This window comes from Streptomyces shaanxiensis, assembly GCF_039537145.1.
Taxonomy (GTDB): domain Bacteria; phylum Actinomycetota; class Actinomycetes; order Streptomycetales; family Streptomycetaceae; genus Streptomyces; species Streptomyces shaanxiensis.
This window is the reverse complement of sequence record NZ_BAAAZY010000012.1, coordinates 784,936-808,213: the sequence shown is the minus strand read 5'-3', so window position 1 is coordinate 808,213 and position 23,278 is coordinate 784,936. Positions and strand designations below refer to the sequence as shown.

General features: G+C 70.9%; 26 protein-coding genes. 11 read left to right on the top strand and 15 right to left on the bottom strand.

Annotation, left to right across the window (positions count from 1 at the left end):
• The first annotated feature begins 31 nt into the window (after nt 1-31).
• On the top strand, nt 32-937 hold the full coding sequence (locus tag ABD932_RS26685; RefSeq protein WP_345016042.1) for an alpha/beta fold hydrolase: 906 nt from the start codon (nt 32-34) through the stop codon (nt 935-937).
• Here the strand turns inward: ABD932_RS26685 and ABD932_RS26680 are convergent.
• Complete coding sequence (locus ABD932_RS26680) at nt 934-1,830, bottom strand: NYN domain-containing protein (RefSeq protein ID WP_345016041.1); 897 nt, start codon at nt 1,828-1,830, stop codon at nt 934-936. The genes ABD932_RS26685 and ABD932_RS26680 overlap by 4 nt on opposite strands.
• Before the next feature lie 219 nt (nt 1,831-2,049).
• On the opposite strand from ABD932_RS26680, the gene ABD932_RS26675 reads away from it, so the two are divergent.
• On the top strand, nt 2,050-2,202 hold the full coding sequence (locus ABD932_RS26675) for a hypothetical protein (protein ID WP_107049884.1): 153 nt from the start codon (nt 2,050-2,052) through the stop codon (nt 2,200-2,202).
• A gap of 76 nt (nt 2,203-2,278) precedes the next feature.
• Here the strand turns inward: ABD932_RS26675 and ABD932_RS26670 are convergent, their stop codons facing one another.
• From ABD932_RS26670 to ABD932_RS26660, 3 genes are all read right to left on the bottom strand, one after another.
• Nucleotides 2,279-2,884, bottom strand: a complete 606-nt coding sequence (locus tag ABD932_RS26670; protein WP_345016040.1) for a MarC family protein — start codon at nt 2,882-2,884, stop codon at nt 2,279-2,281.
• Nucleotides 2,885-3,047: 163 nt separating this feature from the next.
• Nucleotides 3,048-3,905, bottom strand: coding sequence for a PHP domain-containing protein (locus tag ABD932_RS26665; RefSeq protein WP_345016039.1), 858 nt, complete (start codon nt 3,903-3,905; stop codon nt 3,048-3,050).
• A 119-nt stretch (nt 3,906-4,024) separates the two neighbouring features.
• Nucleotides 4,025-4,666 (bottom strand): DUF6758 family protein, encoded by a 642-nt coding sequence (locus ABD932_RS26660; protein ID WP_126394893.1) that lies wholly within the window; start codon nt 4,664-4,666, stop codon nt 4,025-4,027.
• Nucleotides 4,667-4,826: 160 nt separating this feature from the next.
• Between ABD932_RS26660 and ABD932_RS26655 the strand changes: the two genes are divergently transcribed.
• Complete coding sequence (locus ABD932_RS26655) at nt 4,827-6,053, top strand: MFS transporter (protein ID WP_345016038.1); 1,227 nt, start codon at nt 4,827-4,829, stop codon at nt 6,051-6,053.
• 30 nt (nt 6,054-6,083) lie between these two features.
• Here the strand turns inward: ABD932_RS26655 and ABD932_RS26650 are convergent, their stop codons facing one another.
• Complete coding sequence (locus ABD932_RS26650) at nt 6,084-6,668, bottom strand: suppressor of fused domain protein (protein ID WP_345016037.1); 585 nt, start codon at nt 6,666-6,668, stop codon at nt 6,084-6,086.
• Between the two features lie 507 nt (nt 6,669-7,175).
• On the opposite strand from ABD932_RS26650, the gene ABD932_RS26645 reads away from it, so the two are divergent.
• Nucleotides 7,176-8,291, top strand: coding sequence for a magnesium and cobalt transport protein CorA (locus tag ABD932_RS26645; RefSeq protein WP_126394887.1), 1,116 nt, complete (start codon nt 7,176-7,178; stop codon nt 8,289-8,291).
• A 23-nt stretch (nt 8,292-8,314) separates the two neighbouring features.
• A complete protein-coding gene (locus ABD932_RS26640) occupies nt 8,315-8,827 on the top strand; it encodes a hypothetical protein (protein ID WP_345016036.1) in 513 nt (170 codons plus the stop codon).
• A 19-nt stretch (nt 8,828-8,846) separates the two neighbouring features.
• Here the strand turns inward: ABD932_RS26640 and ABD932_RS26635 are convergent, their stop codons facing one another.
• Complete coding sequence (locus ABD932_RS26635; protein WP_345016035.1) at nt 8,847-9,599, bottom strand: hypothetical protein; 753 nt, start codon at nt 9,597-9,599, stop codon at nt 8,847-8,849.
• Nucleotides 9,600-9,820: 221 nt separating this feature from the next.
• Between ABD932_RS26635 and ABD932_RS26630 the strand changes: the two genes are divergently transcribed.
• The 3 genes from ABD932_RS26630 to ABD932_RS26620 are packed head-to-tail and all read left to right on the top strand — an operon-like array spanning nt 9,821 to nt 12,876.
• The gene (locus ABD932_RS26630) at nt 9,821-11,113 is read left to right on the top strand and encodes a magnesium transporter MgtE N-terminal domain-containing protein (RefSeq protein ID WP_345016034.1); all 1,293 of its coding nucleotides are present in this window, start codon (nt 9,821-9,823) and stop codon (nt 11,111-11,113) included.
• Complete coding sequence (locus ABD932_RS26625; RefSeq protein WP_345016033.1) at nt 11,103-11,699, top strand: DUF1003 domain-containing protein; 597 nt, start codon at nt 11,103-11,105, stop codon at nt 11,697-11,699. Before ABD932_RS26630 ends, ABD932_RS26625 begins: the two co-directional genes overlap by 11 nt.
• Nucleotides 11,700-11,742: 43 nt before the next feature.
• Nucleotides 11,743-12,876 carry an Mrp/NBP35 family ATP-binding protein gene (locus ABD932_RS26620; protein WP_345016032.1) on the top strand — a complete coding sequence of 378 codons (1,134 nt, stop codon included), beginning with the start codon at nt 11,743-11,745 and terminating at the stop codon, nt 12,874-12,876.
• A gap of 78 nt (nt 12,877-12,954) precedes the next feature.
• On the opposite strand, the gene ABD932_RS26615 is transcribed toward ABD932_RS26620, so the two are convergent.
• The 5 genes from ABD932_RS26615 to sigE all read right to left on the bottom strand — a co-directional run bounded on the left by ABD932_RS26615 (nt 12,955) and on the right by sigE (nt 18,863).
• Nucleotides 12,955-13,623 carry a hypothetical protein gene (locus ABD932_RS26615; protein ID WP_250088801.1) on the bottom strand — a complete coding sequence of 223 codons (669 nt, stop codon included), beginning with the start codon at nt 13,621-13,623 and terminating at the stop codon, nt 12,955-12,957.
• Nucleotides 13,624-13,874: 251 nt separating this feature from the next.
• On the bottom strand, nt 13,875-14,309 hold the full coding sequence (locus tag ABD932_RS26610) for a sec-independent translocase (RefSeq protein ID WP_345016031.1): 435 nt from the start codon (nt 14,307-14,309) through the stop codon (nt 13,875-13,877).
• A gap of 273 nt (nt 14,310-14,582) precedes the next feature.
• Nucleotides 14,583-16,817, bottom strand: coding sequence for a S1C family serine protease (locus ABD932_RS26605; RefSeq protein WP_345016030.1), 2,235 nt, complete (start codon nt 16,815-16,817; stop codon nt 14,583-14,585).
• Between the two features lie 370 nt (nt 16,818-17,187).
• On the bottom strand, nt 17,188-18,168 hold the full coding sequence (locus ABD932_RS26600) for an anti-sigma factor family protein (protein WP_345016029.1): 981 nt from the start codon (nt 18,166-18,168) through the stop codon (nt 17,188-17,190).
• On the bottom strand, nt 18,165-18,863 hold the full coding sequence (gene sigE, locus ABD932_RS26595; protein WP_093906778.1) for an RNA polymerase sigma factor SigE: 699 nt from the start codon (nt 18,861-18,863) through the stop codon (nt 18,165-18,167). The genes ABD932_RS26600 and sigE overlap by 4 nt, the downstream gene beginning before the upstream one ends.
• Before the next feature lie 235 nt (nt 18,864-19,098).
• Between sigE and ABD932_RS26590 the strand changes: the two genes are divergently transcribed.
• Nucleotides 19,099-19,797, top strand: a complete 699-nt coding sequence (locus tag ABD932_RS26590) for an O-methyltransferase (protein ID WP_308400797.1) — start codon at nt 19,099-19,101, stop codon at nt 19,795-19,797.
• An 81-nt stretch (nt 19,798-19,878) separates the two neighbouring features.
• Here ABD932_RS26590 and ABD932_RS26585 read toward each other — a convergent pair whose 3' ends face one another.
• Both ABD932_RS26585 and ABD932_RS26580 read right to left on the bottom strand, forming a co-directional pair.
• Complete coding sequence (locus tag ABD932_RS26585) at nt 19,879-20,046, bottom strand: DUF3117 domain-containing protein (protein ID WP_003966491.1); 168 nt, start codon at nt 20,044-20,046, stop codon at nt 19,879-19,881.
• A gap of 146 nt (nt 20,047-20,192) precedes the next feature.
• Nucleotides 20,193-20,357 (bottom strand): hypothetical protein, encoded by a 165-nt coding sequence (locus ABD932_RS26580; protein WP_345016028.1) that lies wholly within the window; start codon nt 20,355-20,357, stop codon nt 20,193-20,195.
• Between the two features lie 66 nt (nt 20,358-20,423).
• Here ABD932_RS26580 and chcB point away from each other — a divergent pair, with 66 nt between their 5' ends.
• Nucleotides 20,424-21,227: a 2-cyclohexenylcarbonyl CoA isomerase gene (gene chcB, locus ABD932_RS26575; protein ID WP_345016027.1), complete on the top strand. Its 804-nt coding sequence runs from the start codon at nt 20,424-20,426 to the stop codon at nt 21,225-21,227.
• 21 nt (nt 21,228-21,248) lie between these two features.
• On the opposite strand, the gene ABD932_RS26570 is transcribed toward chcB, so the two are convergent.
• Both ABD932_RS26570 and ABD932_RS26565 read right to left on the bottom strand, forming a co-directional pair.
• Complete coding sequence (locus ABD932_RS26570; RefSeq protein WP_345016026.1) at nt 21,249-21,836, bottom strand: DNA-3-methyladenine glycosylase I; 588 nt, start codon at nt 21,834-21,836, stop codon at nt 21,249-21,251.
• On the bottom strand, nt 21,833-22,186 hold the full coding sequence (locus ABD932_RS26565; protein ID WP_345016025.1) for a DivIVA domain-containing protein: 354 nt from the start codon (nt 22,184-22,186) through the stop codon (nt 21,833-21,835). Before ABD932_RS26565 ends, ABD932_RS26570 begins: the two co-directional genes overlap by 4 nt.
• 145 nt (nt 22,187-22,331) lie before the next feature.
• On the opposite strand from ABD932_RS26565, the gene folP reads away from it, so the two are divergent.
• Entirely contained in the window at nt 22,332-23,192 is an 861-nt protein-coding gene (folP, locus tag ABD932_RS26560) for a dihydropteroate synthase (RefSeq protein WP_345016024.1), read from the top strand.
• The last annotated feature ends 86 nt before the right edge of the window (nt 23,193-23,278 follow it).

Genomic DNA, 23,278 nt, shown 5'->3' with positions numbered 1-23,278 from the left:
CCGGCCGCGCCCCACCCGCTACCCTCCCCCCGTGACCACCCAACCCGCCTCCACGCCGCCCCCGAACGCCCGCGCCTACCTCCTGCAGACCTCTCGCGGCTCCTTCGCCGTCGTGGACCACCCCGCCGCCCCCGGCGTCGAACCCCGAGGCGTCGCCCTGCTGCTCCCCGGATTCACCGGCAGCAAGGAGGACTTCACGCTGATGCACGAGCCGCTAGCGGAGCGCGGTTACCGCACCGTCGCCGTCGACGGACGCGGGCAGCACGAGTCGGACGGACCGCAGGACGACGAATCCGCTTACACGCGGAGCGAGTTGGCCCAGGACGTCCTCGCCCAGGCGGCGGCCCTCGGCATGGACGACACCCCCCTCCACCTCCTCGGCCACTCCCTGGGCGGCCAGATCGCCCGCGCGGCCGTTCTCCTCGACCACGCGCCGTTCCGCTCCCTCACCCTCATGGCATCGGGTCCCGCCCAGATCTCCGACTCCCAGCAGCAGCGCGTGAAGCTGCTGCGGGACGCGCTCGCGGTGATGACCATGACCGAGACCTGGGAGGCGATCCGCGCCATGGGGCCGCCGGAGGAGGTCGGCGGCCCGGCACGCGGCATCGGCGGCCCCGAGCTGCTGCGCAGGCGGTGGCTCGGCACGAAGCCCGCGCAACTCATCGCCACGGGACGTCAGTTGTGCACCGAGCCGGACCGGGTCGACGAACTCGCCGCCCTCCCGCTCCCGTTCCACGTCCTGTCGGGCGCCAGCGACGACACCTGGCCGGTGCCGGTCCTCGACGACATGGCCGCCCGGCTGAAGGCCCGCCGGACGGTCATCCCCGGCGCCGAGCACTCCCCCAACGCCGACCAGCCCCTGCGCACGTCCCAGGCCGTCGCCGACTTCTGGCGCAGCGTGGACGGCGCCGAGGGCACACCCCCGGCGAACGCCTAGTACTGCGCCTGCAGGTGCTCCCAGAACCCGTCCCGCAACGCCCGCCGCAGATCGGCCTGCCCGCGCAGCGAGTACTGCAGCAGGCCCTCCGCCTCCACCAGCAGGTCCTGGTCCACCGAGCCGGGCAGGTACGGGTGCCCGGGCAGCAGCTCGACCAGCGACTCCCGTCCCCGCGCCGCGAGCCACTTCGCCGCGATCTGCGCGCCGACGAACCGCACGTCCTCCCGCGTCGGCCGAGCCCCGGCCGCCGCCTCGTACGCGGCGGCGGTGCGCCGGGAGACGTACGGCTTGAAGAAGTCGAGGTCGAGGGTGCGCTGACTGTCGACCTCCCAGAGCAGGGGCTCGGCCTGGTTACGGCCCTCCGGCGCCTCGATGCCCCACAGGTGCACCCGCGCGCCGTACCCCTGCGCGGCCTCGACCGCCGAGACCAGGTCCTCGTCCCCGCCGAGCAGCGCCGCGTCGCTGATGGCGCGATGCCTGGCCAGTGACTCCAGGTCGGTCCGGATCAGCGAGTCGACGCCCTTCTGCTGGTTGTTGGCGTTGAGGTTGCCCAGCCGCACCTTCACATCCGGAAGCTCGGCGATCGACTGCTGCTCGGCCGTGTGGATACGGCGCCGCGCACCGTCGTACCAGTAGACCCGCAGCAGCCTGCTGTCCGCGAAGATCGTGCGCGCCCGGTCGATGAGCGCCTCGATCAGACCCTCGGCGTCCAGATCGAAGGCCCGGCGGTCCTCCGTCCCGGCGACCAGCCGCCCCGCGGCGGCGTACAGATAACCCGCGTCGACGAAGATCGCATGGGTCGAGGGCGTCTTCGCCACCTCGGCGAGCATGCGTTGCAGCAGCTCGTTGGTGCGGTCGATGCGGGCGGCGAGGGCCGCGAGGTCGTCGTTCATCACCTCCATTGTCCCGGCGGTCACGCTGCGAACACAACCGGTCCCGGTCAGTCCCCCCTTGATCCCCGAGCAACCACTTACCGGTCAGTAGTTAGCCGTTCGAAAAATTTCCTTAGCGTAGGGAATGTTTGTAACACGCAGCCCGTTGACTACTTGTGTAACCCAGTAGTTCTCCCCAGCAGTGCTCATCGGGAGGATGACCAGACGAAGGGAGAAGCCATGCGCTTCGAGATCATGCGACTCGACGAGGTCGACGGCACGCCCGTGGACAGCACCGTCGTGGACGCCGCCTCCGTCAACCGGATCGTTCAGCAGGCCGCCTCGATCGGTCAGCGGCTGTGGATCCGCCCGGCTGAGGCCTCGGCCTCGTAACACGCGGATCCGCGAAGAAGCTTCAGGGCCCCGTACGGCTACGACGCCGTACGGGGCCCTTGCAGCGTCCGGGGGCTCAGCTCCCCTGAATGACCTGCGTGACGCCGTTGATGATCTGCTGCACGGCGATCGCCGACAGCATCATGCCCGCGAGCCGCGTCACCAGGACCACGCCGCCGTCCTTGATGACCCGGATGATCAGCAGCGAGTACCGCATCACGAGCCACAGCACGACATGGATGGCGAGGATCGCCGACCACACCGACACCTGCGTGGTCACGCTGTCGGCCTTCTGCACGGCGAGGATGACGGACACGATCGCACCCGGCCCGGCCAGCAGCGGCATGCCCAGCGGTACGAGGGCGACGTTCACGTCCTTGGTCTGCTTCGGCTCGTCCGTCTTGCCGGTGAGCAGGTCGAGCGCGATCAGCAGGAGCAGCAGCCCGCCCGCGATCATCAGCGCGGGGACGGAAACGTGCAGGTAGTCGAGGATCTGGTGGCCGAGAAGCCCGAAGACCGTGATCACACCGCCCGCCACACAGACGGCCTGGAAGGCCATCCGCTTCTGCACCTTGACCGGCCGGCCGGAGGTGAGCGCGAGGAAGATCGGGGTGATCCCGGGGGGATCCATGATGACGAACAGGGTCAGGAAGAGGGAGCCGAAGACGGCGAGATCGAACATGAGGAAGGGAGCCTTGCGAAGTGAGTGGAACGCGCGGTGGCAGGCGGGCAACGCTGCGCCGTACCGTGCCGCTACCGCTGGGGGCAAACGTTCCGCAGGGCGGAACGGGTGGGCACAGCCGACAGCGCCGGGTGCCTGAGAAGAGACGTGAGGGCGAGAGACCTCAGACCCCGCCGGCCCCCGGGACGGGAAACGCCCCGGTGGCCCGCCGCGTGATCTCCCCGTACACCTCGGGATCCGTCGCGTACTCCCCGAGCACGCACGTCTTGCGGCTGCCGTGGTAGTCGCTGGACCCGGTGACCAGCAGCCCGAGCTCCTTCGCGAGCCCGCGCAGCCGCGCACGCGTGTCGGGGTCGTGGTCCATGTGGTCGACCTCGATGCCGTCGAGCCCGGCGGAGGCCAGCTCCGCGATCGCGGACTCCGGCACCGTACGGCCCCGCTTGCTCGCGGCCGGATGCGCGAAGACGGTGACCCCGCCCGCGGCCTTGACCAGCCGGATCGCCTCGAAGGGGTCGGTCTCGTGCTTCGCCACGTAGGCCCGGCCGCCGTCGGCCAGCCAGTCCTCGGTGAAGGCGTCACCCACGGTCGGTACGACACCCAGCTCGACCAGCGCGGAGGCGACGTGCGGCCGCCCGACCGAGCCGTCGCCGGCGATCCGCAGCACCTGCTCCCAGGTGACCGGCACGCCCAGCTCGTTGAGCTTGGCGATCATGCCCTGCGCTCGCGGCACCCGGTCGTCCCGCACCAGCTCCCGCTCGGCGAGCAGCGCGGGCTCTTCCGGGTCGAAGAGGTAGGCCAGCATGTGCATGCTGATGCCGTCGATACGACAGGACAGCTCGGCGCCGGTGACGAGGGTGAGCCCCTCGGGCAGCGCCGCGATCGCCTCGGCGTGCCCACGGGTCGTGTCGTGGTCGGTGAGCGCCACCACGTCCAGCCCGGCCGCCGCCGCGTTGCGCACCAGCTCGGCCGGGGTGTCCGTGCCGTCGGAAGCGGTGGAGTGGGTGTGCAGGTCGATACGCACGACGCGGACTCCAGTCGGGGACGGTACGGGTGGGGACGCTCAAGGATAGCCGGATTTTCAACGTCCATGTCACACCCTAAACGGCTGTGCACCCCCTACACGGGGGGCGCTCCCCGCCCCTAGGGTTCCAGCAGGCGCGGCGAAAGCGCCCCGCAGGGCACCAGATCCAGCTCGGCTCCCGCATCCCGCAGATCCGTCAGCACCAGCTCGTCGTACATCAACAGCCCCGACTGCTCGGGCCACACGACCGCCCAGAACCACATCCCGAGCGCCTCACCCGCGAACACGGCACGATCGCCGGGCGCACCCGACACGTGCCACAGCGGCGTCGGACGCCCGGCGGCCAGGACCTTCGCCTGCGGCGGCTTCTCGACGTTCATGTACGGCCCCGGATCCGGTCCGTCGATGCCCGCGTAACGCGCACCGAGGCCGACGCCGAGCTCCTCGGCGACCAGGATCATCTCGCCCATGCCGCCGAGCGGTCCGGGCCCGGAGCACGCCACGGCGGTCGCGCGCCCGCCGCTGCGGTCGTCGCCCGCGCTGGCGACACCCGTGAACAGCCAGCCGATCGGCAGCGGCCACGGCATCCACACCGGCACCTGCGTGCGATGCACGACCACGCCGAGGGCCTCGACGCTGGGCGGGATCACGGGCTGCACCGGATGCACGGTGCCGTGCACATCGCATTGCCAGGTGTCGGCGAAGAGTCCGGGAGCCCTGACCCGGCCACCACACTTCGGGCAACTGGGTTCGCCCCTCATAGGGCCCCACGGTCCTACCCCTCGTGCGCCACGTCAAGGACGATCACCCGTCCGGGCGGAACCGTTCACCACAGCCCATATAGATGTAGCTTGCATTAATTAGCCTAGCTAACATACTATGTGTAACCGGCAACCACTACCTTCGAGATCGGAGTACGGCATGGACCCCCTAGGCGCGGGAGCGGGCGGCATCCTGCGGCAGCCGAAGGCCGTGTGGGCGACCGCCGGCGCGTCCGTCGTCGCCTTCATGGGCATCGGACTCGTCGACCCGATCCTGCCGTCCATCGCGAGCGGCCTGAACGCCACGGCCGGACAGGTCTCCCTCCTCTTCACCTCGTACTTCCTCATCACCGCCGTGGCGATGCTGGTCACCGGCTTCGTCTCCAGCCGGATCGGCGGCCGCAAGACCCTGCTGCTCGGCCTCGCTCTCGTGGTCGTCTTCGCCGGACTCGCGGGCACGTCCGGATCGGTCGGTGAACTGGTCGGGTTCCGGGCGGGCTGGGGGCTCGGCAACGCGCTCTTCGTCTCCACGGCCCTCGCGGTCATCGTCGGCGCGGCGGCAGGCGGGAGCGCCGCGGCGATCCTGCTGTACGAGTCCGCCCTCGGCCTCGGCATGGCGTGCGGGCCGCTGCTGGGCGCGCTGCTCGGCGACGCCAGCTGGCGCTACCCGTTCTTCGGTACGGCCTTCCTGATGGCCGTCGGCTTCCTGTGCATCGCGGTGTTCCTGAAGGAACAGCCCAGGCCGGCCCGCAAGACCTCGCTGCTCGACCCGATCAGGGCGCTCGGCCACGGCGGCCTCGCGTCCGCGGCGGTCTCGGCGTTCTTCTACAACTACACGTTCTTCACCGTGCTGGCCTTCACCCCGTTCGTGCTGGACATGAGCCCGTACCGGTCCGGCGCGGTGTTCTTCGCCTGGGGTGTGCTGCTCGCCGTGTTCTCGGTGATCGTGGCGCCGCGCCTGCAGAAGCGGTTCGGTTCGCTGACGGTGCTCGGCGGCTCGCTGGTGCTGCTCGCCGTGGACGTGCTGGTCCTCGGCTACGGCGATCACACCACCGCCGTGGTCTGCACGATCCTGTCCGGCGCGTTCATCGGCGTGAACAACACCGTCTACACCGAACTGGCCCTCGGCGTCTCGGACGCGCCGCGCCCCGTGGCGAGCGCGGGCTACAACTTCGTGCGCTGGTTCGCGGCGGCGGCCGCGCCCTTCTTCGCGCCGAGGATCCAGGAGTGGACCGGCAGTCCGCGCATCCCGTTCGTGGTGGCGGCGGTCACGGCGGTGGCGGGCGCGCTCGTGGTCGTCGTACGGCGGAAGGCACTCAGCGACGAGGCCGAGGAACTGGAGACGAGGCACGCGACCGAGGACAGCGTCACCGTGTTCGCCAACTGACGCTTTTCAGCCACCGGTTGGTGAGGTTCCTCACTCCAGCGGGACGGACGCGCGGGCGGGATCCCTCAGGTCCGTCCCGTTCGTCAGCCAGCGCTCCTGGAGAGCCTGGGCGCCGTGCACGCGCTTCCAGGCGGCCTCGTTCGGGGTCATGGGGAGCAGCGGCAGGAAGTGCACGGGGTCGAGGGGCTCGTCGAGTTCCAGGTCCTCGACCAGACCGCCCGGCTCGGCGACCAGGACCGAGGTGAACGGGGCGCCGGGCCACAGCGGCTCGCCCACGTCCAGGGACGCGCCCGGGGCCACGATCACGCCCTCGACCTGCGGGGACGCGGCGAGTACGGCGAGCGGGCGGAGCACCTTGTCGGTGTCGGCCAGACCCGAGCGGACCGTGAGGACCAGCTCCGCGCGGGCGCCCTTGACCGGGTCGGCGACCATCGCGGTGGGGTCGTTCATGGGCTGCGCGGACATGCCGAGCGTGGCGTAGCGGACGATGTCGCCCTCCTGGAAACGGAGCACCTCGATGCGGTCCGTACCGAGGAAGGTGACCGCCGCGCGAGCGTCCGGTTCGCCCAGCGCGGTGCGCAACCGGGCTTCGACCAGAGGAAGAACATCAGCCATGGGCCGAGCATAGAACTCGTCAGTACCGGGCAAAGCAGCGCCTTGACACTTCAGTCGGCTGATACTCTTGCCCGGTGTTCGGGGCAGCACGCAGAAGCGTCGCGATCGAGTCCCGACGCCGAGATTGACTCCCCTACGGGGAACCCCGAACGGGGTATGGAACGTCCCTCACGAGGGACCGGCCGGAGGAGGTGGGGCTGTCATGGATCGAAGTCGACCTGGTAGTACCACTCGCTCTTCCCGCCGCTGATGTAGCTGATTCGGCTGTTCCGGCTCTGGCTGACCGCCGCCTTTCACGCTCGCGTCCTCACACGGAAGAGCACTTCGTTTCGCTTTGCCTGATCGGTCTGATCTGAACCAGCAACGAAGCCCATCACCGCGACGGTGCGGTGCTCCCCGCTTTGTGGACGTGCCAAACATCCTGAGGTCAGGACGTCCCCATTCCGGGCAGTTCCACCCGTGCTGCGGCCCTCCACGCTTCGTTGCCCGTTGCGAAGGAGCCTGCTCATGTCGATGATCCGCGACCTGCGTGCCGTGGTCCGCCCGTCCCGCGTCTCGCTGCGCAAGGACAACGGCACGTACGACACCACCCGCGACCCCGCGACGCCCTCGGCCGTCGTCGACTGCGCCGTCTACCGGCACGGCGCCCGGGTCGAGACCCCGAAGCCCCTCACCCCGCACGAGGCGATGCGCCAGGTGCGCCGGGACGGCGGCTTCGTCTGGATCGGCCTGCACGAGCCGACCGAGGCCGAATTCGCCGGTATCGCAAGCGAGTTCGGGCTGCACCCGCTGGCCGTCGAGGACGCGGTCCAGGCACACCAGCGGCCCAAGCTGGAGCGCTACGACGACTCCCTCTTCACCGTCTTCAAGACCGTCCACTACGTCGACCACGACGAGCTCACCGCCAGCAGCGAGGTCGTCGAGACCGGCGAGGTCATGTGCTTCACCGGGCGGGACTTCTTCATCACCGTCCGGCACGGCGGCCAGGGCTCGCTGCGGGCGCTGCGGCACCGGCTGCAGGACGACCCCGAGCTGCTCGCCAAGGGTCCCTCGGCGGTGCTGCACGCGATCGCCGACCACGTCGTCGACGGGTACATCGCGGTCGCCGACGCGCTGCAGGACGACATCGACGAGGTGGAGACCGAGGTCTTCTCGCCGGGGCGGAAGGGCTCGCCGCGCGGCACGGACGCCGGCCGGATCTACCAACTCAAGCGCGAGGTGCTGGAGTTCAAGCGGGCGGTGTCGCCGCTGCTGCGTCCCATGCAGCTGCTCAGCGAGCGGCCGATGCGGCTGATCGACCCGGACATCCAGAAGTACTTCCGGGACGTCGCCGACCACCTCGCCCGCGTCCAGGAGCAGGTCATCGGCTTCGACGAGCTGCTCAACTCGATCCTCCAGGCCAACCTCGCGCAGGCGTCCGTCGCGCAGAACGAGGACATGCGCAAGATCACGTCCTGGGCCGCGATCATCGCCGTACCGACGATGGTGTGCGGGGTGTACGGCATGAACTTCGACTACATGCCGGAGACGCACTGGAAGTTCGGCTACCCGGTGATCATGGCCATCACGGGCGTCATCTGCCTGGGCATCCACCGCACCCTGAAGCGCAACGGCTGGCTGTGACGGTGCCTGGATAGGCTGGGCGCATGACAAGCGAGCTGCTCGACCAGGCCCTCGTCGAGGAGGCCACGAAGAAGTCCGGCCTCATCTGGGTCAAGGGGCCCGGTCACCCGGCCCGCGCGCTGTGGCACGTGTGGCACGAGGGTGCGGCGTGTGTCATCGGCGACGGTCCGGGCGAGCAGCCGCTGCCGGGGCTGGCCGACGGGGCCGAGGCCGAGGTGACGGTCCGCAGCAAGGACAAGGGCGGCCGGCTGGTCACGTGGTCGGCGAAGGTCGTGGAACTGCCGTCGGGCTCCGAGCAGTGGGAGGCCGCGGTCGCCGAGCTCAAGGGCAAGCGCCTGAACGCCCCCGACGGCGAGGCGATGCCGCAGCGCTGGGCGCGCGAATGCCGGGTCGTCCGCCTGGAGCCGACGGGCACGACCGCGCCCTTGCCCGACGGCAATCTGGCCGAGGCGCCCTTGCCGACGCCGGCGACGACCCGGCAGCCGATTCCGGCCGGGCTGCCGAAGCTGCTGATGAAGAGGCGCAAGCGGAAGTAGCCGACGGCCCGCTCGGCGCCTAGGACGTCGGCAGCTGCTTGCCGTAGTCCACCGTGTCGTCCTTGGCCGGCTCCTTCAGGGCGAAGTCCTTGCCCCAGGAGGAGAACGTCAAGGTGCCGGCGCCGCCCGCCCGGACCAGGCGCAGGGGGTACGGGGTGCCCTCCAGGGAGACGTCGAGGGTGCCGCCGGAACCCTTGTCGCCGGTGATACGGATGATGCGGGTGCCGGCCTGCTCGTGGTGTCCGTCAGTGGCCAGCGTGCCGTGGAGGGTCAGCAGGCCGTCGAGGAGTACGTCCTTCTCCGTGAAGCCGCTGAACTTCTTGTACGACGGGTCGCCCTGCGGCACCTTCACATACTTGCCGTCCAGCTTGCCCGCGGCCGCGGCGTCCCCCTTGTCGCCGCTCGCCGCGCCCGCGTCGCTCCAGAAGCCGGCGTCGGCCTTCAGATACAGCCGCTGACCGATCCGCAGCAGTTGGAACGTCGCTCCCTGGGCCGTCACCGACCCCGTCGCCCCGTCGGCCTTCAGCTGCATGTCGAGCTTGTAGGTGCGCCCACTGGTCACCACGCTCCCCGAGAGGCGCACCGCCTCGGCGGAGTCCGCCGCCGTGCGGGTCTTGCGCTGGATCTCGGCGGGCGGCAGCTTGCCGACCCCGTTGGTGCCCTCGTCGGGGTCCTCACTGCATCCCGTCAGTCCCGTTCCCGACACGACCAGGGCACACACGGCGCTCACCAGCGCGGCCCGGCGCGCACGACCCTGGGGAATCGCAGTCACAGGTGGGGCTGCCTTTCTGTTGTGGGACCCGAGCGGCGTACGGCAGCGTACCGGGGCCTCGGAGCCCGAGCGGAGCCAGTCCGTCCGTACCGCTCACCAGGGCATATCGGATCCGGACGGGCTAGCCTGAAGCCCACCCGAGCGGGCAATTCGGATATGCGGCCTGCCCACGGAACCGCACCAGCAACACGGCACACCCCGCACACGAAGGAGCCTCAGCCATGGCAGCCGGCGCTCCCCGGATCTTCGTCTCGCACCTCGCCGGCATCGCCGCCTTCGACCCGAACGGCGACCAGGTGGGCCGTGTCCGTGATCTGGTCGTCATACTGCGCGTCGCCCGACGCCCTCCACGGCTGCTCGGCCTCGTCGTCGAACTGTCCACCCGGCGCCGCATCTTCTTCCCCATGACCCGCGTGACCAGCATCGAGTCCGGCCAGGTCATCACCACCGGCGTGCTCAACGTCCGCCGGTTCGAGCAGCGCCCCACCGAGCGCCTGGTCTTCGGCGAGCTGCTCGACCGGCGCGTCACGCTCGTCGAGACCGGCGAGGAGGTCACCGTCCTCGATCTGTCGGTGAAACAACGGCCGGCCCGCCGGGACTGGGAGATCGACCGGGTGTTCGTGCGCAAGGGCGGCAGGAGCGGCCCTCTGCGCCGCGCCAAGGGAGAGTCGCTGACCGTCGAGTGGTCCGCCGTCACCGGCTTCTCCCTGGAGGAGAAGGGGCAGGGCGCCGAGAGCCTGCTCGCCACCTTCGAACAGCTGCGCCCCGCCGACCTGGCCAACGTCCTGCACCACCTCTCCCCCAAGCGCCGCGCCGAGGTCGCCGCCGCCCTCGACGACGACCGCCTGGCCGACGTACTCGAAGAGCTCCCCGAGGACGACCAGATCGAGATCCTCGGCAAGCTGAAGGAGGAGCGCGCCGCGGACGTCCTGGAGGCCATGGACCCGGACGACGCGGCCGACCTGCTCGGCGAGCTCCCGGAGGACGACCAGGAGCGGCTGCTGAGCCTGATGGAGCCCGCCGACGCGGCCGACATGCGCCGTCTCATGGCGTACGAGGAGCACACGGCCGGCGGGCTGATGACCACCGAGCCGATCATCCTGCGCCCGGACGCCACCGTCGCCGACGCCCTCGCCCGCGTCCGCAACCCCGACCTGACCCCCGCCCTCGCCGCCCAGGTCTACGTCTGCCGCCCGCCCGACGAGACCCCCACCGGCAAGTACCTGGGCACGGTCCACTTCCAGCGCCTGCTGCGCGACCCGCCCTACACGCTGGTCAGCTCACTGCTCGCCGAGGACGACCTGCTACCGCTGGAGCCGGACGCCGCGCTGCCGGTCGTCGCCGGGTTCTTCGCGACGTACGACATGGTCGCGGCGCCCGTCGTCGACGAGTCCGGTTCGCTGCTGGGCGCGGTGACCGTGGACGACGTGCTGGACCACATGCTGCCCGAGGACTGGCGGGAGACGGAGTTCCACCTGGACGACGGCGAGGAGGTGGCCGCCCATGGCTCATGAGCGCGAGGGCACGCGCGAGCGCATGCCGTCGGGCGCCACCGCGGCCACCCGGACGCCCCGCCCGCGCCTCGACCAACCCCGTCCGCCGCGCCGCCGGATCCTGCCCGAATGGGACCCGGAGGCCTTCGGACGGCTCTCGGAGCGCGTCGCCCGCTTCATCGGCACCGGGCGGTTCCTCGTCTGGATGACGGTCGTGATCGTCGTGTGGGTGCTGTGGAACATCGCCGCACCGAGCTACCTGCGCTGGGACGAGTACCCGTTCATCTTCCTCACCCTGGTCCTGTCCCTGCAGGCCTCCTACGCCGCCCCGCTGATCCTGCTCGCGCAGAACCGGCAGGACGACCGCGACCGGGTCAACCTCGAACAGGACCGCAAGCAGAACGAGCGGTCGATCGCGGACACCGAGTACCTGACCCGCGAGATCGCCGCCCTGCGCATCGGGCTCGGCGAGGTCGCCACCCGCGACTGGATGCGCTCGGAGCTGCAGGACCTGATGAAGGAGCTGGAGGAACGGCCGAACGGTCACCGCGAGCACGGGGTATTCCCGGCAGAACGGTCGGCGGGACGTGACGTAGACGACCGCTGACGGGCTTTCCGGGGTATGGCTACCGCGCCGTACCATCGTCCTTATGGCTACGGAAGACGCGGTGCGCGAAGCACTGGCGACGGTGAACGACCCGGAGATCAACCGACCCATCACGGAACTCGGGATGGTCAAGTCGGTGGAGATCGGTGCGGACGGTGCGGTCGCGGTCACCGTGTACCTGACGGTCTCCGGCTGCCCCATGCGCGAGACGATCACGCAGCGCGTGACGGACGCGGTCTCCGGGGTCGACGGCGTCACCCGCGTCGACGTCACGCTCGACGTCATGAGCGACGAGCAGCGCAAGGAGCTGGCGAACGCCCTGCGCGGCGGCACCGCCGAGCGCGAGGTCCCCTTCGCCAAGCCCGGCTCGCTGACCCGCGTGTACGCGGTCGCGTCCGGCAAGGGCGGCGTCGGCAAGTCGTCGGTGACGGTCAACCTGGCGGCGGCGATGGCGGCCGACGGCCTCAAGGTGGGCGTGGTCGACGCCGACATCTACGGCCACAGCGTGCCGCGCATGCTGGGCGCGGACGGGCGTCCCACCCAGGTCGAGAACATGATCATGCCGCCGTCCGCGAACGGCGTGAAGGTCATCTCCATCGGCATGTTCACGCCCGGCAACGCCCCGGTGGTCTGGCGCGGCCCGATGCTCCACCGCGCCCTCCAGCAGTTCCTCGCGGACGTCTACTGGGGCGACCTCGACGTCCTCCTCCTGGACCTCCCGCCCGGCACCGGCGACATCGCGATCTCCGTCGCCCAGCTGGTCCCGAACGCCGAGATCCTGGTCGTCACGACCCCGCAGCAGGCCGCGGCCGAGGTCGCCGAGCGCGCCGGCTCCATCGCCGTACAGACCCACCAGAAGATCGTCGGCGTGGTCGAGAACATGTCCGGGCTGCCCTGCCCGCACTGCGACGAGATGGTCGACGTCTTCGGCACGGGCGGCGGCCAGGTGGTCGCCGACGGCCTGACCCGCACGACCGGCACGAACGTCCCGGTCCTCGGCAGCATCCCCATCGACGTCCGCCTGCGCGAGGGCGGCGACGAGGGCAAGCCGGTGGTCCTGACCGACCCGGACTCCCCGGCGGGCTCGGCGCTGCGGGCGATCGCCGGGAAGCTGGGCGGACGCCAGCGTGGCCTGTCGGGCATGTCGCTGGGCATCACGCCGCGCAACAAGTTCTGATTCCCGTACGACGATGGGGGCGCCGTCTCACGGACGGCGCCCCCATCGTCGTACCTCTGTCCGGGTCCAGGGCGATGACTAGGCGTAGGCCGCGATGTCCTTGATCATCGCGAACCCGAGCCCGTACGCGCTCATGCCTCTCCCGTACGCCCCCACGTGCACTCCCTCCTGAGTCGAGCCGGCCAGTACCCAGCCGAACTCGGACTCGCGGTAGTGGAAGGGCGTCGGTACGCCGTCCACCGGCAGGGAGAGCGTCGACCAGTCCGGACCGGCCAGGTCGTCCGCGAGCGCCCACGCCGTCTCGGTCTGCTGGTCCAGCCAGTCGTCACGCAGCGAGTGATCCATCTGCCCCGGCCACGTGAACGACAGCAGCCCCACCCCCGCGAGCCATGCCGCCGACGACACCGACGTCGCCTCCAGCAGCCCCGTACCGTCGGCGCTCCTGCGGGACGGATTCGCCGCGACGGTCACGACGACCGCGAACCTCTCCCGGTCCTCCGACGCCTCGTTCCGCACGGAGGGCTCGTCACCGTGCCCGATCGATCCGTGTTCCACGGCCCCGTCGGCCGCCGTGCCGACCTGCATCAGCCAGCGTGGCCCCGTGAAGGCCTCGTCGAGGCCGTACCACGGGAAGGGCGCCAGCAGGTAGCCGTCGACCGTGCGCCGGGCGGAGGGGACCTGCTGTCCGCTCTCCGCGGCCGGTGCCTGCGCGACTGCCCGACTCGTCGTCTGACTCGTCGTCTCCATGTGCCCGGACGCCTCCTCGTTCTCGACGGACCGGCCGGCCCGCCCCCCTTCGGGCGGCGCCACTCGTTCAGGGACAGCCCGCCCAACAACTCGGCAGCATAGCCACACCGCTTCGAGCAGCAGGGAAAGCGCCCGGCGCGTGGGGCGCACAGGGGGCGGGTTCAGGCCGCGCGCGACCCGCGCGGAGTATGAGAAGCGTCACGTACGAGCGGTGTTCCGACCCCGTGTTCGTACGGCCGTGTGCGTCAGGCTCAGGTGGCGTCCGCGTCGAACGGCGGGCGCTCGTCGCGGGGGTTCTCGGGCTTCTTGGTCATGTCGATGCTGCCGCCGGAGGAGCCCGAGGAGGCCGCCGACAACTCCGAGTCACGACCGTGGACGGAGTCGGTGACCTCGGCCATTTCCTTCTTCAGGTCGAAGCCGTTGCGGATCTCCTTGAGCCCCAGGTCGTCGTTGTCCAGCTGCTTGCGGATGAACGTCTTGGGGTTGAGGTCCTCGAACTCGAAGTCCTTGAACTCCGGGCCGAGTTCCTGCCGGATGTCCTGCTTGGCTCCCTCCGAGAACTCGCGGATCTTGCGGATCGTCCGCGTGACGTCCTGGATGAGCTTGGGGAGCTTGTCCGGACCGAAGACGAGCACGGCGAGGACGATGAGCGTCACCAGCTCGAGCGGTCCTATGTCATTGAACACCTGAAGCTCCTTGCGATGTCCGCGGTCCTCGGCCCTCGGTGGTCGATTGCGGGTCTTCCGTGGTCCGGGCCGGATCCACGGTACCCGGCGATCCGCTACGACCGGTACTGTCCCGAGGCCTCCGAATGCGGGTGGGCGTGGGGTTTTCCGGGTTGTTTGCCTTGTCAGGCCCCTTGAGGGGCGGTGACGCGGGAAGCGCTGTGAGGTTTCTGTGAGTCTCGGCCCTGGCTCTGTTCCTGCTTGGTTCCCGCTCTGTTCCTGCTCGGTCTCCGCTCAGTTCCCGCTCGACGAGCCCAGCGTGAGCGAGATCGTGATCTCCTTGCCGTCGCGCTCCAAGGTCAGTTCGAGCCGGTCACCGGGGCGGTGGGCGCGGGTCTTGACGATCAGTTCCTCGCCGGAGTGGACGCGCTGGCCGTCGACCGAGGTGATGACGTCGCCCGGCTTGATGCCGGCCTTGTCCCCGGCGCCGCCCGTGGTGACCGCGGGACCGCCGTCGCTGCCCTTGGCCCCGACGCGGGCACCGTCGCCCGTGTAGTCCATGTCGAGGGTGACGCCGATCACCGGGTGAGTGGCCTTACCGGTGTTGATCAGCTCCTCGGCGACACGCTTGGCCTGGTTGACCGGGATGGCGAAACCCAGGCCGATGGAGCCGGACTGGCCGCTGTCGAGGTCGGAGCCGCTGTCGGCGGAACGAATGGCGGAGTTGATGCCGATGACACGGGCCCGGGCGTCGAGGAGCGGGCCGCCGGAGTTGCCGGGGTTGATCGGCGCGTCGGTCTGCAAGGCGTCCACGTAGGACACGTCACTTCCGTCGCCGCTCTCCCCGCCGGCCGTGATGGGCCGCTCCTTGGCGCTGATGATGCCGGAGGTGACGGTGCCCGCCAGGTCGAACGGTGCGCCGATGGCGACGACCGGGTCGCCGACCTGGACGTTGTCGGAGTTGCCGAGCGGCAGGGGGGTGAGCCCGCTGACCCCGCTGACCTTCACGACGGCGAGGTCGTAGCCGCCGTCCCGTCCGACGACGGTGGCCTTGGCGGTGTCACCGCTGTGGAAGGTCACCGATATCTCGCCGTCTTCCCCGGCGGGTTCGACGACGTGGTTGTTGGTGAGGATGTGCCCCTGGCCGTCGAGCACGAACCCGGTCCCGGTGCCCTGCTCCTCGCTCCCGCTCACATGCAGCGTCACGACGCTGGGCAGCGCACGAGCGGCGATCCCGGCAACACTGTCCGGCGCCCGCCCCTCGGCCTCGGCCCCGGCCTGCGGCAGCTCCAGCTCCCCCACACCACCGCTGCGCTCGAGATACGCCCCCACGACCCCACCGACCCCTCCGGACACGAGCGCGACCAGCAGGATCCCGACGAGGATCACCTTCTTGGCCCGCTTACGCCGCTGCTGCTCGGTGGCGACCGCGGCACCGTTCTGCTGGAGCGGGCCGGCCGGGTGGAGGTTGGCGGCCCAGGGGTCGTAGTTCTGCCAGGGGGTGGTGGGGGGTGGTGGGTCGGCGTATGGGGGTGCGGGGGTGGCTTGGGTGGGGGTGTTGGGAGGTGGGGTGGGTTGTGGTGCGGTGGCCTGGGGCGGGGGCGGCTGGTGCGGGATCGGCTGCGGCGGAGTGACCTGGGCCGGAGTCGGCTGGGCAACGGTGTCGGCGGCCGGGGGCGCCGGCTGGGCGGGGATTCCGGGGGCCGGTGCGGGGACGGGCGCGATGCCAGGAGCTGGAGGTGGCAGGACCGGAGCAGGGGCGCCGGCTGCCGGGGGCGGGGGCGGAGTGCTGGGGGCCGGGTGCGGCGGCGGAACCGTTACGCCGGCTGCAGGCACCGGAGCCGCCGACGGCACCGGCGTGCCGTGCACTGCCGGGGGCGGCATCGGTACGGCCGTCCCGTGTGCGGGTGTGGTCGCCGGGTGCTGTACCGGCGGAGCGGGCGCCCAGGGGCCGGGCTCGCCGTAGGGCGGGGTGCTGTAGGGGTCGGGGTCGTGCAGGGGCTTGGGGTGTGCGTCGGCGGGCTCTGCGGGAGTCTTGGCCGTACCGTCGGCGGACACCTCATCCGGCCCCGCCAGCTCGAAGTCACCCTCGGCCGAATCCGCCTCTCCACCGCTGCCACCCGCACCGGGCCGAGCAAGCTCGAAGTCACCCTCGGCGGAAGCCGCGTCACCACCACTGCCACCGGCACCGGGCCGAGCAAGCTCGAAGTCACCCTCGGCGGAAGCCGCGTCACCACCACTGCCACCGGCACCAGGGCGGGGAAGCTCGAAGTCCCCGTCCGTCGAAGCCGCGTCGTCGGCCGCACGTGCAGCGGGCCGTGCGAGCTCGAAGTCGCCGTCCGTGACACCACTGAGGCCCCGCTCGCCGCTGCCCCCCGGTGCCGTGGGCTCGGTCGCGTCCGGTGTGCCCCCGGGTGCCGTCCCGCTCGTCCCGTCCGGCGTCGGTGCGGTGTCCTCCGCCTGGGCCGACGACTCCTGCGGCCGAGGTCGGTTCCACCACTTCGCCTTCGCGGGCTTCCCCTCGTTCATGCTCTGCTTCCTGCTCGCTGCTGACCGTTGCTCGAGTAGGACGCTTCGCATTTCGCCGTATCCGCAGGGACCCGGCCGATGGGCCGTCGCTCCGCGGACCGCGACAACGACCGCGCCGGTCTGCCGGCGTCCCACCCCTGGTTCCTCGGCAGGCCGCCACCGGGAAGGTCCCGGCGCCCGAATGCCTACTCAACTGTGCGCTGTCGCGCTCGAGTTCCCTCAGGAAACCGGCGCCCTCGTGCTCCCTCCCCCATCCGGCACGCGGCGTCAACGGTGGCCGCGATTCGACGACTCCGCGCCCAGACCTCGGGCCAGGGCGCGGCCCACCCTGGATTCAATCAGGTTCGTGGGCCGCTGCGCAGAGGCCGGGTCAGCGACCGGTGGCGGGAGAGGCGGAGGTGGAGGGGGATGACGTCGCGTCGGGGACGGGTGCGGCGAGCAGATCAGGGGTCGCCGTGATCTCGGAGACCTTGGACCACGAGGTCAGGGTGAGCGGCGGGGTCTCGCTGAGCGGGCGTATCAGCGGGGACATGGCGGCCGCGCCGGCCACCACGGGCGCCGTCAGGGTGTGCATCTCCTGGTCGGCGTGCTGGGCCGGCATCCCAGGCAGGAGGGGGGCCGACACCTGGGTCGGGGCCGCCGGGGTGTCCGGCGTCCCCTGGCCCTGCCCCTGCGCGAGCAGTGGGCCGACTCCACGGCGGCGCTGGTTCTCGGGTGCCGTCGCGGCGCCGGTGCCCTGCGTCCGCGCAGGCGTCGCATTGCTGCCGCCCGAGCCGCCGCGCGCCTCCGCGTCGGTCGGCGCGCTCGTGGTCACGCCGCCCAGCGAGATCGCCGCCAGGGACACCGCGCCCGCCGCGACCAACGCGAACCGCATCCGGGAGGACCCGGAGCGGTCGGCGTCCTGACGGCTCACGGGATGGGTGCGGAAGCCACGGTCCGACGAGTCGGGGAGCGCGGGGCCGTGCGGACGCGAGGGGACGTATCCGAACTCGAAGCGGTCGCTGCGCTTCACGCCGAACACCCCGGTGGGACCGGGCCGTCCGGACAGTCCGCCGAACCCTCCCCCGCCGAGCGGCGAGCCGCCGCCGTCCAGGTCACCTCCCCCGGGGAGACCCTGAAGACGGGCGAGGAAACTCTCGGAGGGAGGCGGCGGGGCCGCCTCCGCGAAGACGTTCTTCAGTCGGCGCTGGGCGTCGACCTCGGCCTTGCACCTGGCGCATGTCGCCAGGTGGGCCAGGACGCGCTCGCGCGTGTCATGACCGAGCTCTCCGTCGACGAGGGCGGAGAGTCGGTCGCCAAGGTGCTGCTCGGCCAGGAGCCGTTCGGCGGGGTTGGGTCGGGAGCCACTCACGCGGTCGCGCCCCCTCCCCCCAGTGCGGCCACACGCGGCACGAAGGAGCGGCGCTCGGCGCGCGCCTCCGGCGAGCGGTGGGCGAGGGCCTTGCGCAGCTGCGAGCGGCCCCGGTGGATACGGGACCGGACGGTGCCGAGCTTGACGCCCAGGGTCGCGGCGATCTCCTCGTACGACAGCCCTTCGATGTCGCACAGGACGACCGCGGCGCGGAACTCGGGCGCGAGGGTGTCGAGGGCCTGCTGGACGTCCGCGTCGAAGTGCGCGTCGTTGAAGACCTGCTGGGGCGTGGGCTCCTTGCTGGGCAGCCGCTCGGCCGCGTCGTCGCCCAGCGCGTCGAAGCGGATGCGCTGCTTGCGGCGGACCATGTCCAGGAAGAGGTTGGTGGTGATGCGGTGCAGCCAGCCCTCGAAGGTGCCCGGCGTGTAGGTCGACAGGGAGCGGAAGACGCGGACGAAGACCTCTTGGGTCAGGTCCTCGGCGTCGTGCTGGTTGCCGGTGAGGCGGTACGCCAACCGGTAGACCCGTCCGCTGTGCGTGCTGACGATCTCCTCCCAGGTGGGCGGAGTCCACGCCTGCCCGTCCGCGTCGGTGGAGAAGGTCGCGGTCTGGGCGAAGTCGCCGGCGTGGCTGTGGTCAGCGGTGTCGTTCACGGATTTCGGCCTGCCCGCCGATCCGAGGAAGCGCCGCAGCACTCCTCTCCGATCCACAGGCGCAGCCGCACCTCCCCTGTCGGCTCTGGTGGTGTCCAGTGGAGCCCCTACCATAGCCACCTCGCCCGTTAGCTCCGGATAAGCGGTTTTACGAGAATTTGATCTGGGCTGATAGGGCTGGTGGGCCTGCGTCAGCACTTGCTCGCGGTCTCGCTCGTCATCGTGATCCAACTGTGTCCCCCCGCTCGTCTTCCCACCCCTCTAAACGCCCGGTCCCATCTGCGGGTTCCCGCCCGTAACGGATACAGTCACGCCCAGGCAACCACGGGGACAGGAGAGGGTCATTACCGGCAACCGGCAGACGAGCTGGGCGTTCGCCGACGCCTACGTCGCCGAGGACGAAGTCCTGCGCTGGGCCCGGGACCGGGCCCGTGAGGCGGGACTGCGCTCGGTGTCGCCCGGCACGGGCGCCGCGCTGCGGATGCTGGCCGCCTCGGTGGACGCGAAGGCGGTGGCGGAGATCGGCACCGGTACCGGCGTCTCCGGCATCCATCTCCTGCACGGCATGCGCCCCGACGGCGTGCTGACCACGGTGGACCCCGAACCCGAGCACCAGCAGTTCGCCCGCCAGGCCTTCCGCGCCTCCGGCTTCGCCAGCAACCGCGCCCGCTTCATCCCGGGCCGCGCCCTGGACGTCCTGCCCCGCCTCGCGGACGCCGGCTACGACCTCGTCTTCTGTGACGGTGACCGGCTGGAGTTCCTCGACTATCTCGCTGAATCGTTGCGCCTGCTGCGTCCGGGTGGCCTCGTCGTCTTCGAGGGCGTCTTCGCCAACGGCCGCACGGTGGACTCGGGCCCGCAGCCCACGGAGGTCATACGCATCCGGGAGCTGCTGCGCGCGGTGCGCGAGAGCCAGGAGCTGGTGCCGTCACTGCTGCCGGTCGGGGACGGCCTGCTGTGCGCCGTCAAACGGTGACCGCAACCCTACCGGGACAAACAGCGACCCCGGCACCATGTGCGATGCCGGGGCCACCGAAAGGGTAGGGTCGCTTCCGCGTCAGCCGACGACCTTCTTGAGGGCGTCGCCCAGTGCGTCGGCCTCGTCAGGGGTCAGCTCGACGACGAGCCGACCGCCGCCTTCGAGCGGAACGCGCATGACGATGCCCCGCCCCTCCTTGGTCACCTCGAGCGGGCCATCGCCCGTCCGCGGCTTCATGGCCGCCATGCTCGTTCCCCTTCCTGAAACCAGCTCATAGTCAAAGCCGACGGCCCCATGGAGGGCACGCGCGCCTGGCATGAGACACGCGACACCGGCATCGAACACATTGCTTCCAAGCCATTATCCCGCATCTCAGGACCCGATGACCAACATCAGTCGGCATCGCTTGGGCAACGCGCGCGAGCAAAACCACTCAATTCGGCGATGTGACTGCGATACTGCGCCACCGCACACGCCTGGACCGAACAGAACCGGTCGTGAATTCTTTGACGCAGGTCACACGTCCGGTCAGGGCCGTTGTCGATGATCTCCGCCATGCTGTCCTTCAGACATGTGCGTACTGACGAGTACGCCCGAGCCGCGAAAGCCGGAGGGGATACACCATGGTCGACACCGTGCTCTACGAGGTGAGCGACGGACTCGCGACGATCACGCTGAACCGCCCCGAGGCGATGAACGCGCTGAACATCGCGGCCAAGGTCGCTCTGCGGGACGCGGCCCAGGCCGCGGCGGGCGACGACGCCGTACGGGCCGTGCTGCTGACCGCGGCCGGGGAGCGGGCGTTCTGTGTGGGGCAGGACCTGAAGGAGCACATCGGGCTGCTGGTCGCGGACCGGGAGACCGGGTCGCGGAACACCATGAGCACGGTGCGGGAGCACTACAACCCGATCGTGCGGGCGCTCGCCGGGATGGCGAAGCCGGTGGTGGCCGGGGTGAACGGGGTCGCGGCGGGGGCGGGCTTCGGGTTCGCGCTGGCCGCGGACTACCGGGTCGTGGCCGACACGGCTGCCTTCAATACGTCGTTCGCGGGGGTGGCGCTGACCGCCGACTCCGGGATCTCGTGGACGCTGCCGCGGGTTGTGGGGCCTGGGCGCGCCGCTGACCTGCTGCTTTTCCCGCGGAACATCAAGGCGCAGGAGGCGTACGAGCTGGGGATCGCCAACCGGCTGGTGCCTTCCGCGGAGCTGCGGAGCGAGGCCGAGAAGGTGGCGCGGGCGTTGGCCGAGGGGCCGACGGTGGCGTACGGGGCGATCAAGGAGGCGGTGGCGTTCGGGCTGTCGCACTCGCTGGACGAGACCCTGGAGAAGGAGGACGAGCTGCAGATTCGGGCGGGGTCCTCGGAGGATCACGCGATCGCGGTCCAGGCCTTCGTCAACAAGGAGAAGCCGAAGTACTTGGGCCGGTGAGCTCGGGGCGCCCGGCGCCCCTCACGGGGCGCTTCTGGCGACGCACGACTCCAGGTGATCGTCCACCAGGCCGCACGCCTGCATCAGGGCGTACGCCGTCGTCGGGCCCACGAAGCGCAGGCCCCTCTTCTTCAGGGTCTTGCTCAGCGCCGTCGACTCCGGCGTGACGGCCGGGACGTCCGCCAGGGTCTTCGGTATCGGGCGGGTGGCCGGGTCGGGGGCGTGGGACCAGATCAGTTCGTCCAGGTCGCCCGGGGCCCACTCGGCCAGTACGCGCGCGTTGGCCAGGGTCGCGTCGATCTTGGCGCGGTTGCGGATGATGCCCTCGTCGGCGAGGAGGCGGTCCCTGTCGGCGTCCGTGAACGTCGCGACCTTGGCGATCTCGAAGCCCGCGAAGGCGGCGCGGAAGCCCTCGCGGCGGCGCAGGATCGTGATCCAGGACAGGCCCGACTGGAAGGCCTCCAGGCTGAGGCGTTCGTAGAGCGCGTCGTCGCCGTGGACCGGGCGGCCCCACTCCTCGTCGTGGTACGCCACGTAGTCCGGGGTGGACAGGGCCCAGGGGCACCGCAGGGCGCCGTCCGGACCGGCGAGTGCCGTGCCGTCGCTCACTGCTGGTCCTCCGGGGCGGGCTTGTCCATCGGCACCCGGCCGCCGGGCCCCGCCTGGGCGCCGGCCAGTGCGGACTCCAGGTCGGCGATGCGGGCGTCGCGCTCGGCGAGCTCGGCGCCGAGGCGGCTGAGGGCGTCGTCGACGTCGGCCATGCGGTAGCCGCGGGCGGCGAGCGGGAAGCGGAGGCTCTCGATGTCCGCGCGGTTGACGGGGCGGTCCGGCGGCAGCGGGTCCTGGAGGCGCTCGGGCGCGGCGTCCGGCAGCGGACCGTCGCCCTCGCCGCCGCCCACCACGGCGAGCGTCACCGCGGCGACCACGACGGCCAGCGCGACGACCAGGAACAGGAACATAACCATCGCTGTGGCCCCCACGGTCCGTTAATGCGTGCGGTCGAGTGTGTCAGTGTCCGATCGTGCCATGCGACTCTGACAGTTAGGGTCGCAGGCGGCCGTATGCAGGCAACTTGCCAGCACGTACTAGGAGAGGTCACAGGGGATGCTCAGGCTGGGCACGCGTGAGTTCGGCACGCACGAGCCGGTGATCATGGCGATCGTGAACCGGACCCCGGACTCCTTCTACGACCAGGGGGCGACGTTCCGCGACGAGCCGGCCCTCGCGCGCGTGGAGCAGGCCGTGGCGGAGGGGGCGGCCATCATCGACATCGGTGGGGTCAAGGCCGGGCCGGGGGACGAGGTGACCGCCGAGGAGGAGGCGCGGCGGACCGTCGGGTTCGTGGCCGAGGTGCGGCGGCGGTTTCCGGATGTCGTGATCAGCGTGGACACCTGGCGGGCCGATGTCGGGGCGGCGGTGTGCGAGGCCGGGGCGGATCTGCTGAACGACGCGTGGGGTGGGGTGGATCCCGGGCTGGCCGAGGTCGCCGCGCGGTACGGGGTGGGGCTGGTGTGTACGCACGCCGGGGGTGCGGAGCCGCGGACCCGGCCGCATCGGGTGACGTACGACGACGTCATGGCCGACATTCTGCGGGTGACGGTGGGGTTGGCCGAGCGGGCGTTGTCGCTGGGGGTCCCCCGGGAGTCGATCATGATCGATCCCGGGCACGACTTCGGGAAGAACACGCGGCACAGTCTTGAGGCGACTCGGCGGTTGGGGGAGATGGTGTCGACGGGGTGGCCGGTGCTGGTGTCCCTGTCGAACAAGGACTTTGTCGGGGAGACGCTGGACAAGCCGGTGAAGGAGCGGGTGGTGGGGACGCTGGCCACCACCGCGGTGTCGGCGTGGTTGGGGGCGCAGGTGTATCGGGTGCACGAGGTGGCGGAGACGCGGCAGGTGCTGGACATGGTGGCGTCGATCGCTGGGCATCGGGCGCCGGCGGTGGCGCGGCGGGGGTTGGCGTAACGCCTTTTCCTCGCCCCCGCCGCCCCTACCCGTCCCGTCCCCAGGGGCTCTGTTCGACCCCGGCCCTGCCCTGGGGGCTGCCGCCC

Bases quoted from the DNA above. Each gene is read 5' to 3' on its own strand.
- ABD932_RS26680 (WP_345016041.1), bottom strand. From the start codon at position 1,830: ATGAACGACGACCTCGCGGCCCTCGCCGCCCGCATCGACCGCACCAAC.
- ABD932_RS26675 (WP_107049884.1), top strand. From the start codon at position 2,050: ATGCGCTTCGAGATCATGCGACTCGACGAGGTCGACGGCACGCCCGTG.
- ABD932_RS26670 (WP_345016040.1), bottom strand. From the start codon at position 2,884: ATGTTCGATCTCGCCGTCTTCGGCTCCCTCTTCCTGACCCTGTTCGTC.
- ABD932_RS26660 (WP_126394893.1), bottom strand. From the start codon at position 4,666: ATGAGGGGCGAACCCAGTTGCCCGAAGTGTGGTGGCCGGGTCAGGGCT.
- ABD932_RS26655 (WP_345016038.1), top strand. From the start codon at position 4,827: ATGGACCCCCTAGGCGCGGGAGCGGGCGGCATCCTGCGGCAGCCGAAG.
- ABD932_RS26650 (WP_345016037.1), bottom strand. From the start codon at position 6,668: ATGGCTGATGTTCTTCCTCTGGTCGAAGCCCGGTTGCGCACCGCGCTG.
- ABD932_RS26645 (WP_126394887.1), top strand. From the start codon at position 7,176: ATGTCGATGATCCGCGACCTGCGTGCCGTGGTCCGCCCGTCCCGCGTC.
- ABD932_RS26640 (WP_345016036.1), top strand. From the start codon at position 8,315: ATGACAAGCGAGCTGCTCGACCAGGCCCTCGTCGAGGAGGCCACGAAG.
- ABD932_RS26630 (WP_345016034.1), top strand. From the start codon at position 9,821: ATGGCAGCCGGCGCTCCCCGGATCTTCGTCTCGCACCTCGCCGGCATC.
- ABD932_RS26625 (WP_345016033.1), top strand. From the start codon at position 11,103: ATGGCTCATGAGCGCGAGGGCACGCGCGAGCGCATGCCGTCGGGCGCC.
- ABD932_RS26620 (WP_345016032.1), top strand. From the start codon at position 11,743: ATGGCTACGGAAGACGCGGTGCGCGAAGCACTGGCGACGGTGAACGAC.
- ABD932_RS26615 (WP_250088801.1), bottom strand. From the start codon at position 13,623: ATGGAGACGACGAGTCAGACGACGAGTCGGGCAGTCGCGCAGGCACCG.
- ABD932_RS26605 (WP_345016030.1), bottom strand. From the start codon at position 16,817: ATGAACGAGGGGAAGCCCGCGAAGGCGAAGTGGTGGAACCGACCTCGG.
- ABD932_RS26585 (WP_003966491.1), bottom strand. From the start codon at position 20,046: ATGGCGGCCATGAAGCCGCGGACGGGCGATGGCCCGCTCGAGGTGACC.
- ABD932_RS26580 (WP_345016028.1), bottom strand. From the start codon at position 20,357: ATGGCGGAGATCATCGACAACGGCCCTGACCGGACGTGTGACCTGCGT.
- chcB (WP_345016027.1), top strand. From the start codon at position 20,424: ATGGTCGACACCGTGCTCTACGAGGTGAGCGACGGACTCGCGACGATC.
- ABD932_RS26565 (WP_345016025.1), bottom strand. From the start codon at position 22,186: ATGTTCCTGTTCCTGGTCGTCGCGCTGGCCGTCGTGGTCGCCGCGGTG.
- folP (WP_345016024.1), top strand. From the start codon at position 22,332: ATGCTCAGGCTGGGCACGCGTGAGTTCGGCACGCACGAGCCGGTGATC.